The sequence below is a fragment of the Saccharopolyspora erythraea genome (assembly GCF_018141105.1).
Taxonomy (GTDB): domain Bacteria; phylum Actinomycetota; class Actinomycetes; order Mycobacteriales; family Pseudonocardiaceae; genus Saccharopolyspora_D; species Saccharopolyspora_D erythraea_A.
In genome coordinates this window covers 4,513,815-4,527,504 of sequence record NZ_CP054839.1, presented here as the reverse complement: position 1 = coordinate 4,527,504, position 13,690 = coordinate 4,513,815, and the positions used below count along the sequence as shown (strand labels likewise).

The 13,690-nt window shown below is 71.5% G+C and carries 15 protein-coding genes; 11 read left to right on the top strand and 4 right to left on the bottom strand.

The features are described 5' to 3' along the window. Nucleotides 1-42: 42 nt before the first annotated feature. From HUO13_RS20290 to HUO13_RS20275, 4 genes are read left to right on the top strand one after another with little or no spacing between them, the layout of a single operon-like run. Nucleotides 43-1,011, top strand: coding sequence for a helix-turn-helix domain-containing protein (locus HUO13_RS20290; RefSeq protein ID WP_249123888.1), 969 nt, complete (start codon nt 43-45; stop codon nt 1,009-1,011). After that, the gene (locus HUO13_RS20285; protein WP_211896703.1) at nt 1,008-1,193 is read left to right on the top strand and encodes a DUF397 domain-containing protein; all 186 of its coding nucleotides are present in this window, start codon (nt 1,008-1,010) and stop codon (nt 1,191-1,193) included. The genes HUO13_RS20290 and HUO13_RS20285 overlap by 4 nt, the downstream gene beginning before the upstream one ends. Nucleotides 1,194-1,221: 28 nt before the next feature. After that, entirely contained in the window at nt 1,222-1,398 is a 177-nt protein-coding gene (locus HUO13_RS20280; protein WP_211896702.1) for a DUF397 domain-containing protein, read from the top strand. Nucleotides 1,399-1,424: 26 nt separating this feature from the next. Beyond that, a complete protein-coding gene (locus HUO13_RS20275) occupies nt 1,425-1,601 on the top strand; it encodes a DUF397 domain-containing protein (RefSeq protein WP_211896701.1) in 177 nt (58 codons plus the stop codon). A 34-nt stretch (nt 1,602-1,635) separates the two neighbouring features. Here HUO13_RS20275 and HUO13_RS20270 read toward each other — a convergent pair whose 3' ends face one another. After that, a complete protein-coding gene (locus tag HUO13_RS20270) occupies nt 1,636-2,598 on the bottom strand; it encodes a zinc-binding dehydrogenase (RefSeq protein ID WP_211903013.1) in 963 nt (320 codons plus the stop codon). A gap of 118 nt (nt 2,599-2,716) precedes the next feature. Here HUO13_RS20270 and HUO13_RS20265 point away from each other — a divergent pair, with 118 nt between their 5' ends. Next, nucleotides 2,717-3,121, top strand: coding sequence for a hypothetical protein (locus tag HUO13_RS20265; RefSeq protein WP_211896700.1), 405 nt, complete (start codon nt 2,717-2,719; stop codon nt 3,119-3,121). Here HUO13_RS20265 and HUO13_RS20260 read toward each other — a convergent pair. Beyond that, complete coding sequence (locus HUO13_RS20260) at nt 3,102-6,107, bottom strand: alpha-mannosidase (protein ID WP_211896699.1); 3,006 nt, start codon at nt 6,105-6,107, stop codon at nt 3,102-3,104. The genes HUO13_RS20265 and HUO13_RS20260 overlap by 20 nt on opposite strands. 141 nt (nt 6,108-6,248) lie before the next feature. On the opposite strand from HUO13_RS20260, the gene HUO13_RS20255 reads away from it, so the two are divergent. Continuing rightward, the gene (locus tag HUO13_RS20255) at nt 6,249-6,509 is read left to right on the top strand and encodes a Prokaryotic metallothionein (protein WP_211896698.1); all 261 of its coding nucleotides are present in this window, start codon (nt 6,249-6,251) and stop codon (nt 6,507-6,509) included. 732 nt (nt 6,510-7,241) lie between these two features. Here the strand turns inward: HUO13_RS20255 and HUO13_RS20250 are convergent. Continuing rightward, entirely contained in the window at nt 7,242-7,772 is a 531-nt protein-coding gene (locus tag HUO13_RS20250; RefSeq protein ID WP_211896697.1) for a gamma carbonic anhydrase family protein, read from the bottom strand. After that, complete coding sequence (locus HUO13_RS20245) at nt 7,769-8,536, bottom strand: GntR family transcriptional regulator (RefSeq protein ID WP_211896696.1); 768 nt, start codon at nt 8,534-8,536, stop codon at nt 7,769-7,771. The genes HUO13_RS20250 and HUO13_RS20245 overlap by 4 nt, the downstream gene beginning before the upstream one ends. A gap of 189 nt (nt 8,537-8,725) precedes the next feature. Between HUO13_RS20245 and HUO13_RS20240 the strand changes: the two genes are divergently transcribed. The 5 genes from HUO13_RS20240 to HUO13_RS20220 are packed head-to-tail and all read left to right on the top strand — an operon-like array spanning nt 8,726 to nt 13,683. Next, the gene (locus tag HUO13_RS20240; protein ID WP_211896695.1) at nt 8,726-9,925 is read left to right on the top strand and encodes a CaiB/BaiF CoA transferase family protein; all 1,200 of its coding nucleotides are present in this window, start codon (nt 8,726-8,728) and stop codon (nt 9,923-9,925) included. 34 nt (nt 9,926-9,959) lie between these two features. Beyond that, nucleotides 9,960-10,925: a tripartite tricarboxylate transporter substrate binding protein gene (locus tag HUO13_RS20235; protein WP_211896694.1), complete on the top strand. Its 966-nt coding sequence runs from the start codon at nt 9,960-9,962 to the stop codon at nt 10,923-10,925. Continuing rightward, the gene (locus HUO13_RS20230) at nt 10,922-11,407 is read left to right on the top strand and encodes a tripartite tricarboxylate transporter TctB family protein (RefSeq protein ID WP_211896693.1); all 486 of its coding nucleotides are present in this window, start codon (nt 10,922-10,924) and stop codon (nt 11,405-11,407) included. Before HUO13_RS20235 ends, HUO13_RS20230 begins: the two co-directional genes overlap by 4 nt. Before the next feature lie 19 nt (nt 11,408-11,426). After that, entirely contained in the window at nt 11,427-12,923 is a 1,497-nt protein-coding gene (locus HUO13_RS20225) for a tripartite tricarboxylate transporter permease (RefSeq protein ID WP_211896692.1), read from the top strand. Further along, nucleotides 12,916-13,683, top strand: coding sequence for an enoyl-CoA hydratase/isomerase family protein (locus HUO13_RS20220; protein WP_211896691.1), 768 nt, complete (start codon nt 12,916-12,918; stop codon nt 13,681-13,683). Before HUO13_RS20225 ends, HUO13_RS20220 begins: the two co-directional genes overlap by 8 nt. The last annotated feature ends 7 nt before the right edge of the window (nt 13,684-13,690 follow it).

The following is a 13,690-nucleotide window of genomic DNA, read 5'->3' as shown; positions in this document are numbered from 1 at the left end:
CGTGTCGGTGCTCGCTGCCGGCGCGACCGCCCGGTTTTTGCAGTGCTGGCAACGGTTCCTGCCTTGGGATGGTTGCTCGGCGCGGCGGCGCGACAGCGTCGGTTCGGGCGTGGTGACCATGATCAACCGACTCACCACGGGGACACCGACATGACAGACCCAGATCCCACCGTCCGAGGCCAGCAACTCGGCGACGAACTGCGCACCCTGCGCGAGACCAACGCCCTCAGCCTCGCCGACGCCGCCGAACGCATCGACGCCTCGGCCAGCAAGCTCAGCCGCTTCGAAACCGGCCGCCGCACGCTGCCCGTCGAGGACATCGCCTCACTGCTGGCCGTCTACGGCGTGAAAGGCACCCGGCGGCGCGAACTCCTCGCGCTCGCGCGAGAGGCCGAGCGCCGCGGCTGGTGGCAACGCAACCACCCGGACTTCGCCCAACGCCAACGCACCCTCATCGCCCTGGAAGCCAGAGCGGCTCGCGTCATCAACTTCGAAACGACCGTGGTGCCGGGCCTGCTGCAAACGGGCGAGTACACCAGAGCGCTCATGACCGAGTCGCAGGCCGTGCCGCCCGAAGCGGTCGAGCAGCACATGATCACACGCCTGAACCGCCACAAAGTACTGCTGCGCGAACGCCCGCCGAAGCTGCACGTCCTCATCCACGAGCTGGCGCTGCACCAGATGGTCGGTGGACGTGATGTCCTACGACGCCAGTTGGAGCATCTGCTCGAGTGCTCGGCGAGGCACAACATCAGCATCCGCGTGGTGGCCAACACCGGAGGCCACGTCGGCGCCAGCGGCGCGTTCACCCTGCTCCAGCAGCACGAAGGTCCCAGCGTGGTGTTCCTGGAGAACCTGACCTCGAGCCTGTTCGTCGAGGAACGCCACGAGGTCGACGTCTACCGCGACGCCCTCAGGAACCTGGCAGCCCGAGCCCTGTGTGAGGAACAATCAGGCGAGCTGATCGCCGAGATGGCACGACATCTGGACACGGAAGCGAGCCGGGAATGAGAGAGACCGAGCAGTCCGCCCTCACCTGGCGCAAGAGCAGCCGCAGTGGCGTCCGCGAGAACTGCGTGGAGGTCGCGTTCACCGCCACGGCGGTGGCGGTGCGGGACTCCAAGGACCCGAACGGCCCCACCCTCCGCGTAACACCGCGTGCGTTTCAGAAACTGCTTCGCGCCCTGCGTTGACACCACACCTCGTCATGGAGGAACCGGCATGCACGTGACCGACAAGCGGTCCTGGCGCAAAAGCAGCCGCAGCGTCCGCGAGAACTGCGTGGAGGTCGCGTTCCTCCCCACCGATGTAGCCCTGCGCGACTCCAAGCACCTCGGCGGGCCGATCCTGCGGGTGTCGCACAACGCGTTCAGGGCTTTTCTCCGCAAACTGCGGTGAACCCGCCCCCGACCCGGGAGTCCCAGATGACCACGACCGACCTCTCCTGGCGCAAGAGCAGCCGCAGTGGCCCGTCCGAGAACTGCGTCGAAGTCGGGTTCGCTCCGGGAACCGTTGCCGTGCGGGACTCCAAAGATCCCGACGGGCCGGTCCTTCGCCTCACCCCCGCCGTGTTCAGCGCGTTCGTGCGTTCCCTGCGCTGAACACGGCGGCGGGAGGCCCCGTCCCACGACGCTGTCAGGGCAGCAGCAGGGTTTTGCCGATGACGGCGCGGGATTCGATGGCAGCGTGGGCCTCGGCGGCCTGCTCCAGTGGGTAGGTCTGGCCGATGGTCGGGGTCAGGCGCCCCGCCGCGGCTTCGGCCAGGGCCCGCTGGACGCGGTCACGCATCCCGGTGCGCAAGGTGAACAGCTGGTCCAGCCCGAGCACGGTGACGCCGCGCCGCTGCGCTTCGCCGTCGCCGGGGGCGGTGATCGCGCCGCTGGCCGCGCCGTGGATGGAGAACCGGCCGCCCGGTGCCAGGCAGTCGAAGGCCGCGCGGCCGATCGCACCGCCCACGCCGTCGAAGACCAGCGTCGGGGGTGTGTCGCGCAGCCGCTCGGTCCAGTCCGGCTCGGAGTAGTCCACCACGACCTCGGCCCCGAGCCCGCTCACCACGTCGAGCTTGCGCTTTCCGCGCGCCGCACCGATGACGCGGGCTCCCGCCGCGCGGGCCAGCTGCACCAGCAGGCTGCCCAGTCCACCCGCCGCGGCCTCCACCAGCACCCACTCGCCCGCCTGGATCGAGGCGTTGTCGAACAGCCCGAGCGCGGTGCTGCCGTCGTGCAGCAGCGCCGCCGCCTCGGGCAGGCCCAGCCCGTCGGGCACCGACAGCAGGTCCTCCACGGCGGCCGGCGCCTGCTCGGCGTAGCCGCCGCTGTCGTCGACGGTCTCGGTGACCACCCGCTTGCCCCGCCACGCCGGGGCCACGCCCTCACCGGTGGCCATCACCCGCCCGGCGATGGCGTTGCCCGGGACGTAGGGCACCTCCGGCAGCGGCGGGCCGGGCGACTCGCCTCGGCGGATCTGGGTCTCCACGAAGGTGATCGAGACGGCCTCCACCGCCACCACCACCTGCCCGGGCCCGGCCACCGGCGCCTCGGCCCGCCCCGCCACCAGCACCTCCGGACCACCGAATCCGCTCGCCCACACCACGCGCATGTTCATCGCCTCCACGACCGCCTGCCGCCTCCGGCCGACGGTAGGACTTCCAGCGCACTGGAGATCAAGCCCGGAATCTGCGCGAGCGGTGGCCGATCCGGGCGGTTACCGTGCGGGCATGAGTGCGGTTCGGATCGATCTGGACATGCTCACCGACTTCTTCGCCGACTACGGCCAGGCGCTCAGCGACGGCGACGCGGCGACCATCGCCGGCTGCTACCGGGTCCCGGCGCTGGTGCTCTCCGACGCCGGCAGCGTGGCCATCTCGGCGGCCGAGGAGATCGAGGCCTACTTCGACGGCCACGCCGAACAGCACCGCGCCCGCGGCCTGGTCACCGCCCAGCCGTCGGTGCGCGGGCACTGGCCGCTGACCGGGCAGCTGGTGACCGTCGACGTCGTGTGGTCCTACCTCGACGCCGAGGGCACCACCCGCCAGCGCGAGGCCTACCGCTACCTCCTGCGCGTCACCGAGGACGAGGGGCCGCTGATCCAGGTCGTCGTCGTCACCGATCCCGCCTGGTGAACCGCAGCGTCACGATCTCGAACGGCCGCAGCCGCAGCTCCAGCGCGTCGGTGGCGCCCGACGGTTCGGCCACCGGACGTTCCAGCAGGTCGGTGCGGGTCACCGAGTCCGCGGCGAACGTCGTCGACAGCCGCGCCCTGGCCCGGCCTCCCCGCGACTCGTAGAGGCGGACCACCACATCACCGCTGCGGTCGTCGGCCAGCTTGACCGATTCCACCACCACCGCATCGTCGTCGACCTCCACCAGGGGCTCCACGGTGCGGGTGCCGGGCACGGTCCGCTCGGGCAGGTTGCGGCGGTAGCCCTCGCGCACCGCGTCGGCGATATCGGCGCCGACGACGAGGCTGTAGTGCAGGCGGTGCACGCCGTGGTCGGTGTCGGGGTCGGGGAACCGCGGCGCACGCAGCAGCGACAGCCGGACCGTGGTGGTCGTGCCCCCGTCGGGCCGGGTGTCGCGGGTGACGTCGTGGCCGTAGGTGGAGTCGTTGGTCACCGCGTGGCCGTAGCCGGGCTCGCCGACGTGGATCCAGCGGTGGGCGCAGATCTCGAACTTCGCCGCGTCCCAGGAGGTGTTGGTGTGGGTGGGGCGGTGGACGTGGCCGAACTGGATCTCCGACGCCGACCGGTCGGCGTGCACGTCCAGCGGGAAGGCGACCTTGAGCAGCTTCTCCGACTCGTGCCAGTCGACCTCGGTGTCGACGTCGACCCGCCGCACTCCGGCGGCCAGGCTGATCCGCTGGGTGATCGTGGAGCCTCCGAAGCTGCGGCGGATGACCACGCCGGTGTCGTCGAGGTCGATGGTGTCGAACTCGGTGAGGTCGCGGACCTGGTGGCGGTAGAACTCGTCGATGTCCCAGGCGTCCCACTCGTTGGGGTGGTCGGCGTGCAGTTGCAGCAGGTTGCCCGCCGCCCCCGGTGCCAGCGCCTCGCGTTCGGCGGTGCTGTCGTGCACCGAGGTCAGCAGGCCGCGGTGGTCGATGCTGGCGTGCACGAGGCCGTTGTCGAGCAGGATCGTGCCGTCGGGCTGGCGCGTCACGGTCGGGGCAGCACCTTCCTGCGCGGGTCCGGCGGCCATGCCCGGCACGCTGTTGCGGGCGTGCGGGGCGGCGTTGAAGGTGACCTGCTGTGCCCCTGCGGGACCGGCCAGCGCGCGCTGCGCGGCGCCGATGATCTCCTCCAGCTCCACCGCCACCTGCCGGTAGGCCGCCTCGGCCTCGCGGTGCACCCAGGCGATCGACGAGCCCGGCAGGATGTCGTGGAACTGGTGCAGCAGCACCGTCTTCCACAGCCCGTCCAGCTCGTCGTAGGGGTAGTCGTGGCCGGCGGCCACCGCGGCGGTGGCGCACCACAGCTCGGCCTCCCGCAGCAGGTGCTCGCTGCGCCGGTTGCCTTGCTTGGTGCGCGCCTGGGAGGTGTAGGTGCCGCGGTGGAACTCCAGGTACAGCTCGCCCGACCACACCGCGGGCGCGAGGTGGTCGGCGTGGGCGGCCTCGAAGAACTCCCGCGGGGAATCCAGGCGGACCTTCGGCGAGCCCTCCAGGTCGGCGGTGCGGTAGGCGCGCGCCAGCATCTCCCGGGTGGGCCCGCCGCCGCCGTCGCCGTGGCCGAAGGGCACCAGCGAGCGGGTGGCGTAGCCGTGCTCGGCGAAGTTGCGCACCGCGTGGGCCAGCTCGCCCCCGGACAGCTCGGAGTTGTAGGTGTCCACCGGCGGGAAGTGGGTGAACACCCGGGTGCCGTCGATGCCCTCCCACCAGAAGGTGTGGTGCGGGAACTTGTTGGTCCGGCTCCAGGAGATCTTCTGGGTCAGGAACCACCGCGACCCCGAGGCCGCCACCAGCTGCGGCAGGGCGGCGCTGTAGCCGAAGGAGTCGGGCAGCCACACCTCCTGGGTGTCGATGCCGAACTCCTCGAGGTAGAACCGCTTGCCGTGGACGAACTGCCGGGCCATCGCCTCCGAGCCGGGCATGTTGGTGTCGGACTCCACCCACATCCCGCCGACCGGCACGAACTGGCCGCCGCGCACGTGCTCGCGGACCCGCTCGAACAGTGCGGGGTGGTGGCGCTTGACCCAGTCCAGCTGCTGGGCCTGCGACATCGCGAAGCGGAACTCGGGGTGCTCGGGCATCAGGGCGGTGACATTGGCGACGGTGCGGGCGACCTTGCGCACCGTCTCCCGCAGCGGCCACAGCCACGCCGAGTCGATGTGGGCGTGGCCGACCGCCGACAGCACGTGGGCACTGGCGTGCGCCGGGCGCGCCAGCACCTCGGCGAGCTGGGAGCGGGCCGCCGCGGCGCTGCCGGACACGTCGTGCAAGTCCAGGGCGTCGAGCATGCGTTCCAGGGCGCGCAGGATCTCGTGGCGGCGGGGGCTGTCGGCGGGCAGCTCGCGCATGAGCTGGTCGAGGACCTCGGTGTCCTGCACCAGGTTCCACACCGTCTCGTCCAGCACCGCGAGATCGGCGCGCTCCAGCCGGTACAGCGGGTCGGGTCCGGCGGTGGCCGGGTCACCCAGGGGGGTGGGCCGGAACCCGTCGGGCCCCAGGATCAGCGGGTTGGCGGCGGCCTCGACGAACCAGGTGCGCGACTGCCCGGCGGCGTCGGGGCCCACGGGGATGAAGGTGTTGCGCGGGTTGAGCCCTTTCACCGGTGTGCCGTCCGGCAGGTGGACGAGTCCCTCGGACTGGAACCCGGCGCGGTCGTCGTCGAAACCCAGGTCGACCACGGCCTCCACGGCCAGCCCCGCCCACTGCTCGGGGACGGTGGCGCTGATGCGGAACCAGCTGGTGCCCCAGGCCGGGCCCCACCGGTCGCCGACCGCGGCGGGCTCGTAGTCGGCGGCCAGCGCTTCCTGCACCGGCACCGGTTCGCCCGGCACGTGCCACACCGCGACCTCGCACGGCGTGCTCGCGGTGTGCTGGGCCGGCCGCAGGCGTTCGGCGAGCACGCGTTCCAGTCGCTTTTCGACAATGCTGCGATCGTCGTGCATGGGCACTCCCGTGGTCGCGCTGAGAGCTCGCACGCTGCCAGGCGGGGCCGTGGCGATCAACTCCCGCCGCCGGTGCGGTTGCCGGGGCATGCACCCCACCGCATGCTTGGTTCTCCGGCGAAACTCGCAGGGAGGTCGACGATGGGCACGTGCGAAGTCTGCGGCAACGACTACTGGATGACCTTCGAGATTCACACCGTTGGCGGCGGGGTGCACACCTTCGACAGCTTCGAGTGCGCCGCGCAGCGCCTGGCGCCGCAGTGCGAGCACTGCGGGTGCCGCATCCTCGGGCACGGGGTGGAGGCCAGCGGCCGCTTCTTCTGCTGCGCGCACTGCGCGCGGCAGTCGGACATGTCGATGGCCGGGGAGCTGCGCGACACCGTCGGCGCGCACCCGGGCTGACGGCGGTGGCGTCCCCGGACTGATCGCACCGCAGTTCCGGGGATGTTTCGATCCAAGGACGATCTACGTCACACATTGGTCTGATCAGAGTCAGACGCAGGGCTGTTCGGCGGGGCGCGCATTCAACCGGCGCGCCCCGCCTTCTGCTGCGTTCAGCGCACTGTTTCAGAGAAGCAACCACTTCCGATCTTCCGTTATCTTTTCGTTATCTTTGGGTTGAAATACAGCGCCTACCAGTGGCGATGATGCGAGTGAGACCCTTCAACACCGGCGGGGCCAGCGGTCATGGGACCAAGACCCCTTAAGGCGGACGGTGGATCTCGAATTGGACCAATATGACGCAAGTGGAGGGCGCCGCAATGGCAGGTCTGGTTCGTTGGCTGGGAAGCATGGCACGTGAGATGGGACGGGCCCGCATGGTGATGCGGCACCCGGGATCCGCTGCCACCCAGAGCCGCGCGCAGGGCTGAAACACAGGCCCTGCTCACTCAGCGCCTCCCGACCGGGCGATCCCCTCGCGGAGGCGTGCTGAGCGTGGTCAACCGTCGGGTCGCGGCGCGGGGATTCCGCGCCGCCAACGCCGTGGTCCCACAACGGGGTTCGCCTCGGAAAGCTCCCTTCCCCGAGCGGAAGGGCTGTCACGTGCACAGTGCCGTGGCCACGTCTCGTGGTCACGGCACTGTCGTGTTTCGGGCCGCCACGTGTGGGTGACAGGCGGGCCCCGATCGGGTATTACCCGCCGAGGGCGTCGCGGTGGCGGGTCGCGTTCTGGACGTACTGCTGGGCCGAGATGCGCAGCCCGGCGCGTTCGTCGTCGGTGAGCTCGCGGCGCACCTTGCCCGGGGTGCCCGCCACCAGGGTTCCCGGCGGGACCTCGGTGCCTTCCAGCAGCACGGTCCCGGCGGCCACCAGCGACCCCTCGCCGACCTTGGAGCCGTTGAGCAGCACCGCGCCCATCCCGATCAGCGCGTGGTCGCCGACGGTGCAGCCGTGCAGCACCGCCCGGTGGCCCACGGTGACGCCGCTGCCCACGGTGGTGGGAAAGCCCGGGTCGGCGTGCACGACGCAGCCGTCCTGGATGTTGGTGTCGGCGCCGATGGTGATCCACTCGGTGTCGCCGCGCAGCACGGTGGAGTACCAGACGCTGGCTCCGGCGGCGAGCCGGACGCGCCCGATGAGGCTGGCGCCCGGAGCGGTCCAGGCGCCGGGGTCGATCTCGGGCTCGTGCCCGTCGATGGCCAGGGTGAAGATCTGCTGGGTCATCGTGTCTCCTGGTTCTCGCGTTGCTGCCGCAGCCACCGCAGCGCCACCTCGGTGTGGCCTTCCACTTCGGACTCGATGCCCTCCAGGAAGCTGCGGTCGCCGTGGCTGCCCAGTTCCCGCAGCACCGTATCCGGATCCCCGGTGTCCACCGCCTCCAGCAGCTGCCGGTGGCGGGCGATGTCCTCGCTCAGGGTCTCGGTGGGCTGGCGGGCCCGCCGGTTGAGCGCCATGGCCAGCATCATCTGCAGCTGCAGCGACCGGTAGGCGTCCTCCAGCCGCCGGTGGCCGGAGAGCCCGACGATGGAGACGTGGAACTCGAAGGCGCACTCGGCGTAGCGGGGTTCGTCGCCGGCGTCGGCGGCCTCGCCCATCGCGCGTAGCGCCTCGCTGCACCGCCGCAGCCTGGCCTGGTCGCGCACCGGCACTCCCAGACGCACCGCCAGCCGCTCGAACTCCGCGCGCAGCGTGAAGATCTCGTAGATGTCGTGCAGCGTCAGCGGCGTGACGATGACGCCCTTGCGGGGGACCTGGCGCACGAGACCTTCGCGCTCCAGCGTCCGCAACGCCTCCCGCAGCGGCGGCCGGCTGATACCCAGCTCGCGGGTGAGGCGGTTCTCCACGATCCGCTGACCGCAGAGCAGCTCGCCGCCGACGATCATGCGGCGCAGGGTGGCCGCGGCCAGATCCACCAGGCTCGGCGGGCCGACGATGCTGGGGGCGCGCACGCCGCTTGCGGTGCTGTCGTCCGAAGATCCGCTCACCATCGCAGTGTCCTCTCCCGCTCGCGTTCACCGCGGCGGTTTCCGGCGGATCGCGCCGCACCCCACGGTGCTCCGCCTGGAGCAACCTTGGCAGAAAAGCTGTTCACGTTCGCCTGACTGCTGTAGACAAAAGTCAGTGATCCCGATCACGTCGCAGCACCGGATGTTCCCCCTTCGTCCACGGAGCGGCGCATGACCAGTCCTTCTGCCCCACTGCACGGCGTGCGCGTGCTGGAGATCGGCGCGTTCATGGCCGCCCCCTTCGCCACGATGCAGCTGGCCGATCTCGGCGCCGACGTCGTCAAGATCGAGAACCCCGAGGGCGGTGACCCGGTGCGCCAGACCGGCCCGTTCCTCGACGGGCACTCCTCCCCGTTCGCCCGGCTCAACCGCAACAAGCGCTCGGTGGCGGTGGACCTCAAAACCGAGCAGGGCAAGGACGTGCTGCGGCGGCTGCTGGCCGAGGCCGACGTGCTGGTGGAGAACCTGCGCCCGGGGGCGCTGACGCGTCTGGGCTTCGGCTATCCCGAGGCTCGGGAGATCAACCCGGGGCTGGTCTACGTCTCGGCGTCGGGATGGGGCCAGGACGGTCCGCTGGCCGCCCAACCGGGCCTGGACATCATGGCGCAGGCCAGGTCGGGGCTGATGAGCATCACCGGCACCCCCGACGGCACGCCGACCAAGGTCGGGGTGCCGATGTGCGACCTGGTGTGCGCGCTGTACGGGGCGATGGCGGCGGTCGCCGCACTGCGGGCGCGCGAGCACACCGGTCAGGGCCAGCACATCGACGTCAACCTGCTGGAGTCCGGCGTGTCCTTCGCGGTGTGGGAGGCCGGGACCTACTTCGCCACCGGCGAGGTCGGCGCCCCGCTGGGCTCGGCGCACCAGACCACCGCGCCGTACCAGGCGGTGCGCAGCAGCGACGGCTGGGTCACCATCGGGGCCACCACGCCCAAGACCTGGCCGGCGTTCTGCCACGCGCTGGGACTGGACGAGCTGCTGGAGGACCCCCGCTACACCAACGCCTTCGACCGCCAGCGCCACCGCGACACCCTGATCCCGGCCATCGAAGCCACCACCAGCACGCGCAGCACCGAGTCGCTGGTGAAGGTGCTGGTGGAGGCCGGTGTGCCGTGCGCGCCGATCGCCACCATGGACCAGGTCTTCGGCGACGAGCACCTCAACCAGCGCGACTTCTTCTGGGACGCGCCGCATCCCGACCTCGGCGGGGTGCGCCAGATCGGCTCGCCGATGCGCTTCTCCGGCACCCCGGTCCGGCGCGGTGCGGCCGGACCGGTGCTGGGTGCCGACACCGCCGAGGTCCTCGGCGAGGCCGGTTTCGGTGCCGAGGACCTCGACCGGTTGCGCCGCGCCGGCGTGATCGGGCACTGACCACATCCGCGGCGAGGCGGCTCGAGGAGGAGCTATGCGCGAGTTGGTGCGGACGGCCGTGGCCGTCTCGTGCGCGGCCGCCCTGGCAGGGTGCGCGATGACCGAGCAGGTCGTCGGTGCGGGGGCACCGCGTCCCTCGGGGGACGTGACGATGGTCGTGCCCTTCGCCGCCGGCGGCGGCAGCGACATCGCCGGGCGGGCCATGGCGCGGGGCCTGGAGGCCGCCGAGCCGGGACTGCGTATCACTGTGGACAACCGCGACGGCGGGGCGGGCGCGGTCGGCTACTCCTACTTCCTGGCCAAGGCGGGCTCACCGGACTACCTGCTGGCCACCGAGACCTCGCTGATCTCGCTGCCCCGCAGCCAGGACGTCGCGTTCTCGCACCGCGACTTCACCCCGGTGTTCAAGCTCGGCGAGGACTACACGCTGCTGGTCGCGCGGCAGGACTCGCCGATGAACACCTGCGACCAGGCGGTGCGGCGCAGCAAGCAGCAACGGGTCCTGGCCGGGATCTCGGGCGCGGCGGGCCCGGACGCGATCGTCTTCGAGCTGATGCGGCGGCGCGAGGGCGCCGGGTTCGACCAGGTGCCCTACGAGTCCGGCGGGGAGACCCTGGCCGGACTGCTGGGCGGACAGGTCGAGCTGGCCTCGCTCAACCCCAGCGAGGTCGTCGGGCAGTTGCGGGCGGGCCGTCTCAAGGCGCTGTGCGTCTTCGCCGACACCCGCTACGACTACCCGGAGCTGGCCGCGATCCCCACCGCCGCCGAGCAGGGCGTGGAGGTCTCCTTCGCCCAGTTCCGCGGAGTGATCGCCGCGGGCCGTCTGGACCCGCGGGCGCGGGAGTTCTGGATCGCCGCCGCCCGCGAGTACGCCGCGTCACCCGGCTACGCCGAGTACGTGCACTCGGAGTACCTGCAACCGAAAACGGCGTTCGGCGTGGAGTTCGCCGAGTACCTGCGCGCCAACGACGCGCTGGTGGCGGAGGTGGTGGCGCGGTGAATCCGGCGCGACGACAGGAGATCGTGCTCTACGGCGGTCTGGTGGTGCTCGGCGTGGCCGTGGCGGTCGGCGCGGTGGGCTACGGCGTCCTGCTGCCCCGCGGCCGGGTCGGCCCGGGGTTCCTGCCGCTGGCGGCGGGCGGGCTGCTGGCGGTGCTCTCGGCGCTGCTGCTGCGGCAACGGCTGCGCGCGGCCCCACCGCCGCAGGAGCCGGAGGGCACCGACCAGCAGGGGCGTGACGCCCGGCAGCGCCGGCGCATCCTGCGCCGGGTCTTCGCACTGCTGCTGGGCGCCGTGCTGCTGATGCCGGTGCTGGGCATGGTCGTGTCCTTCGGGCTGCTGGTGCTGGTGATCTCCACCTGGCTGGAGGGCAGGCGCTGGCCGCAGGCGCTGGCCATGAGCGCCGGATGCGCGGTGGCCACCCACGTGGTGTTCGCGGTGCTGCTGCGGGTGCCGCTGCCCACCGGGCTGCTGGGTGTCTGAGAAGCCGCGAGGAGGCGTCGTGCTCGACAACCTGTGGCTGGGGCTGACCACCGCGTTCACCCCGCAGAACCTGCTGTGGTGCTTCGCCGGGGTGCTGCTGGGCACCGTCATCGGCCTGCTGCCGGGGATGGGCTCCAGCACCGGCATCGCGATCCTGATCCCGCTGACGCTGACCGTGGAGCCGGTGACCGCGCTGATCATGCTCGCCGGGATCTACTACGGCTCCCAGTACGGCGGCACGATCACCTCGGTGCTGCTGTCCACTCCCGGCGAGGCCGCCAGCGTGGTGACCACGATGGACGGATACCAGATGGCGCGGCAGGGCCGGGCCGGTGCGGCGCTGGCGATCGCGGCCATCGGCTCCTTCGCCGCGGCGATCCTGTCGCTGGTGCTGCTGGCCGCGCTGGCCCCGCCGTTCGCGGAGTTCGCCCTGCGCTTCGGCCCCGCCGAGAACCTCGCGGTGATGGTGCTGGCGCTGGTGACCATGGTGGCCTTCTCCACCGGGTCCAAGCTGCGCGCCGGCGCGATGGCCTGCGCGGGGGTGCTGCTGGCGTGCGTGGGCATCGACGCGGGCGGCGGGCAGGCCCGCTACACCTTCGGCAACGTCAACCTGCTGTCGGGCATCCCCTACGTCGAGGTCGTCATCGGCCTGTTCGCCGTCGGCGAGGTGCTGCACCAGATCCACGCCGGGGCCGCCGAACCGATCCGCGCCCGTTTCCGCGACCTGTCGCTGCGCCGCTCGGAGCTGCGGGAGTCGGCCGGTGCGATCGGCCGCGGCAGCGTCCTGGGTTTCCTGCTGGGCTGCCTGCCCGGCGCCGGGTCCACCCTGGCCTCCTTCATCGCCTACGGGGTGGAGAAGCGGGTGTCGAAGAACTCCGCGCGCTTCGGCCACGGCGCCATCCAGGGCGTGGCCGCGCCCGAGAGCGCCAACAACGCCGCCGCCAACGCCAACTTCATCCCGACCCTGACCCTGGGCATTCCCGGCGGGGCCACCACCGCGGTGCTGCTGGGCGCGCTGACCGTCTACGGCTTGCAGCCCGGTCCGCTGCTGTTCGCCGAGCAGCCGGAGCTGGTGTGGGGGCTGCTGGTGTCGTTCTTCATCGGCAACGTGATCCTGCTGGTGCTCAACCTGCCGCTGGCGCCGGTGTTCGCGCAGCTGCTGCGGATCCCCTACGGCTACCTGTACCCGATCATCCTGGTCACCAGCTTCGTCGGCGCCTTCGCCATCGACAACAACGTCTTCAGTGTGTGGCTGGTGCTGGTGTTCGGGGTCATCGGCTACGGGATGAAGCGCTTCGGGCTGCCGATGGCGCCGCTGGTGGTCGGCGTGGTGATCGGGGCGCTGTTCGAGAAGGCGCTGGTGCAGACTTCGGCGATCCAGGACGGCAACCTGTTGCTGGTGTTCACCCGGCCGATCGCGGTGGTGATCCTGGTGCTGGCCGCCGCGCTGGTGGCCGGGCCCGCCGTGCTGCGGCGCCTGCGTTCCCCGCGCACCGATGAGGAGATCCATGTCTGACGAGCTGATCATCACCCGCCAGGGCCCTGCCCTGCACGTGCTGTTCAACCGGCCCGCCCAGCGCAACGCCCTGACCTGGGCGATGTACGACGGGCTGGTGGAGGCCTGCGAACGCGCCGACGCCGACGAGCAGGTGCGCGTGCTGGTGCTGCGCGGTGCCGGGAACGACGCGTTCGTGGCCGGCACCGACATCGGCCAGTTCACCGAGTTCGGCTCCGGCGAGGACGGCATCGCCTACGAGCGGCGGGTCGAGCGGGTCCTGGACCGGTTGGAGACCACTCGGGTGCCCACGGTCGCGGCGATCTCGGGCTACTGCGTGGGCGGCGGGCTGGCCGTGGCCGCGGTGTGCGACCTGCGGGTGTCCACGCCGACGGGCCGCTTCGGGGTGCCGGTGGCCCGCACGCTGGGCAACTGCCTGGCGATGAACACCTACTCCCTGCTGGTGCACCACCTCGGGCCCGCCCGCGCGCTGGACGTGCTGCTGCGCGCCCGGATGCTCACCGCCGAGCAGGCCCACGCCGCGGGCTTCGTCGCCGAACTGACCGACGACCTCGATGCGACGGTCGAGGCCGTGGTGGGCCGCCTGGCCCAGCACGCGCCACTGACGATGTGGGCCGCCAAGCAGGCCGCGCGACGGCTGCGCCTGGCGAACCTGCCCGACGGCGACGACCTGGTGCGCGCGGTGTTCGGCAGCGAGGACTTCCGCCACGGGGTGCGCTGCTTCCTGGACAAGGAAAAGCCCCGCTGGACCGGCCGCTGAGCGGTAA

What these genes read in the sequence shown, in the direction of transcription:
- HUO13_RS20285 (WP_211896703.1), top strand. Translation starts at nt 1,008, where the DNA reads ATGAGAGAGACCGAGCAGTCCGCCCTCACCTGGCGCAAGAGCAGCCGC.
- HUO13_RS20280 (WP_211896702.1), top strand. Translation starts at nt 1,222, where the DNA reads ATGCACGTGACCGACAAGCGGTCCTGGCGCAAAAGCAGCCGCAGCGTC.
- HUO13_RS20275 (WP_211896701.1), top strand. Translation starts at nt 1,425, where the DNA reads ATGACCACGACCGACCTCTCCTGGCGCAAGAGCAGCCGCAGTGGCCCG.
- HUO13_RS20270 (WP_211903013.1), bottom strand. Translation starts at nt 2,598, where the DNA reads ATGCGCGTGGTGTGGGCGAGCGGATTCGGTGGTCCGGAGGTGCTGGTG.
- HUO13_RS20265 (WP_211896700.1), top strand. Translation starts at nt 2,717, where the DNA reads ATGAGTGCGGTTCGGATCGATCTGGACATGCTCACCGACTTCTTCGCC.
- HUO13_RS20260 (WP_211896699.1), bottom strand. Translation starts at nt 6,107, where the DNA reads ATGCACGACGATCGCAGCATTGTCGAAAAGCGACTGGAACGCGTGCTC.
- HUO13_RS20255 (WP_211896698.1), top strand. Translation starts at nt 6,249, where the DNA reads ATGGGCACGTGCGAAGTCTGCGGCAACGACTACTGGATGACCTTCGAG.
- HUO13_RS20250 (WP_211896697.1), bottom strand. Translation starts at nt 7,772, where the DNA reads ATGACCCAGCAGATCTTCACCCTGGCCATCGACGGGCACGAGCCCGAG.
- HUO13_RS20245 (WP_211896696.1), bottom strand. Translation starts at nt 8,536, where the DNA reads ATGGTGAGCGGATCTTCGGACGACAGCACCGCAAGCGGCGTGCGCGCC.
- HUO13_RS20240 (WP_211896695.1), top strand. Translation starts at nt 8,726, where the DNA reads ATGACCAGTCCTTCTGCCCCACTGCACGGCGTGCGCGTGCTGGAGATC.
- HUO13_RS20235 (WP_211896694.1), top strand. Translation starts at nt 9,960, where the DNA reads ATGCGCGAGTTGGTGCGGACGGCCGTGGCCGTCTCGTGCGCGGCCGCC.
- HUO13_RS20220 (WP_211896691.1), top strand. Translation starts at nt 12,916, where the DNA reads ATGTCTGACGAGCTGATCATCACCCGCCAGGGCCCTGCCCTGCACGTG.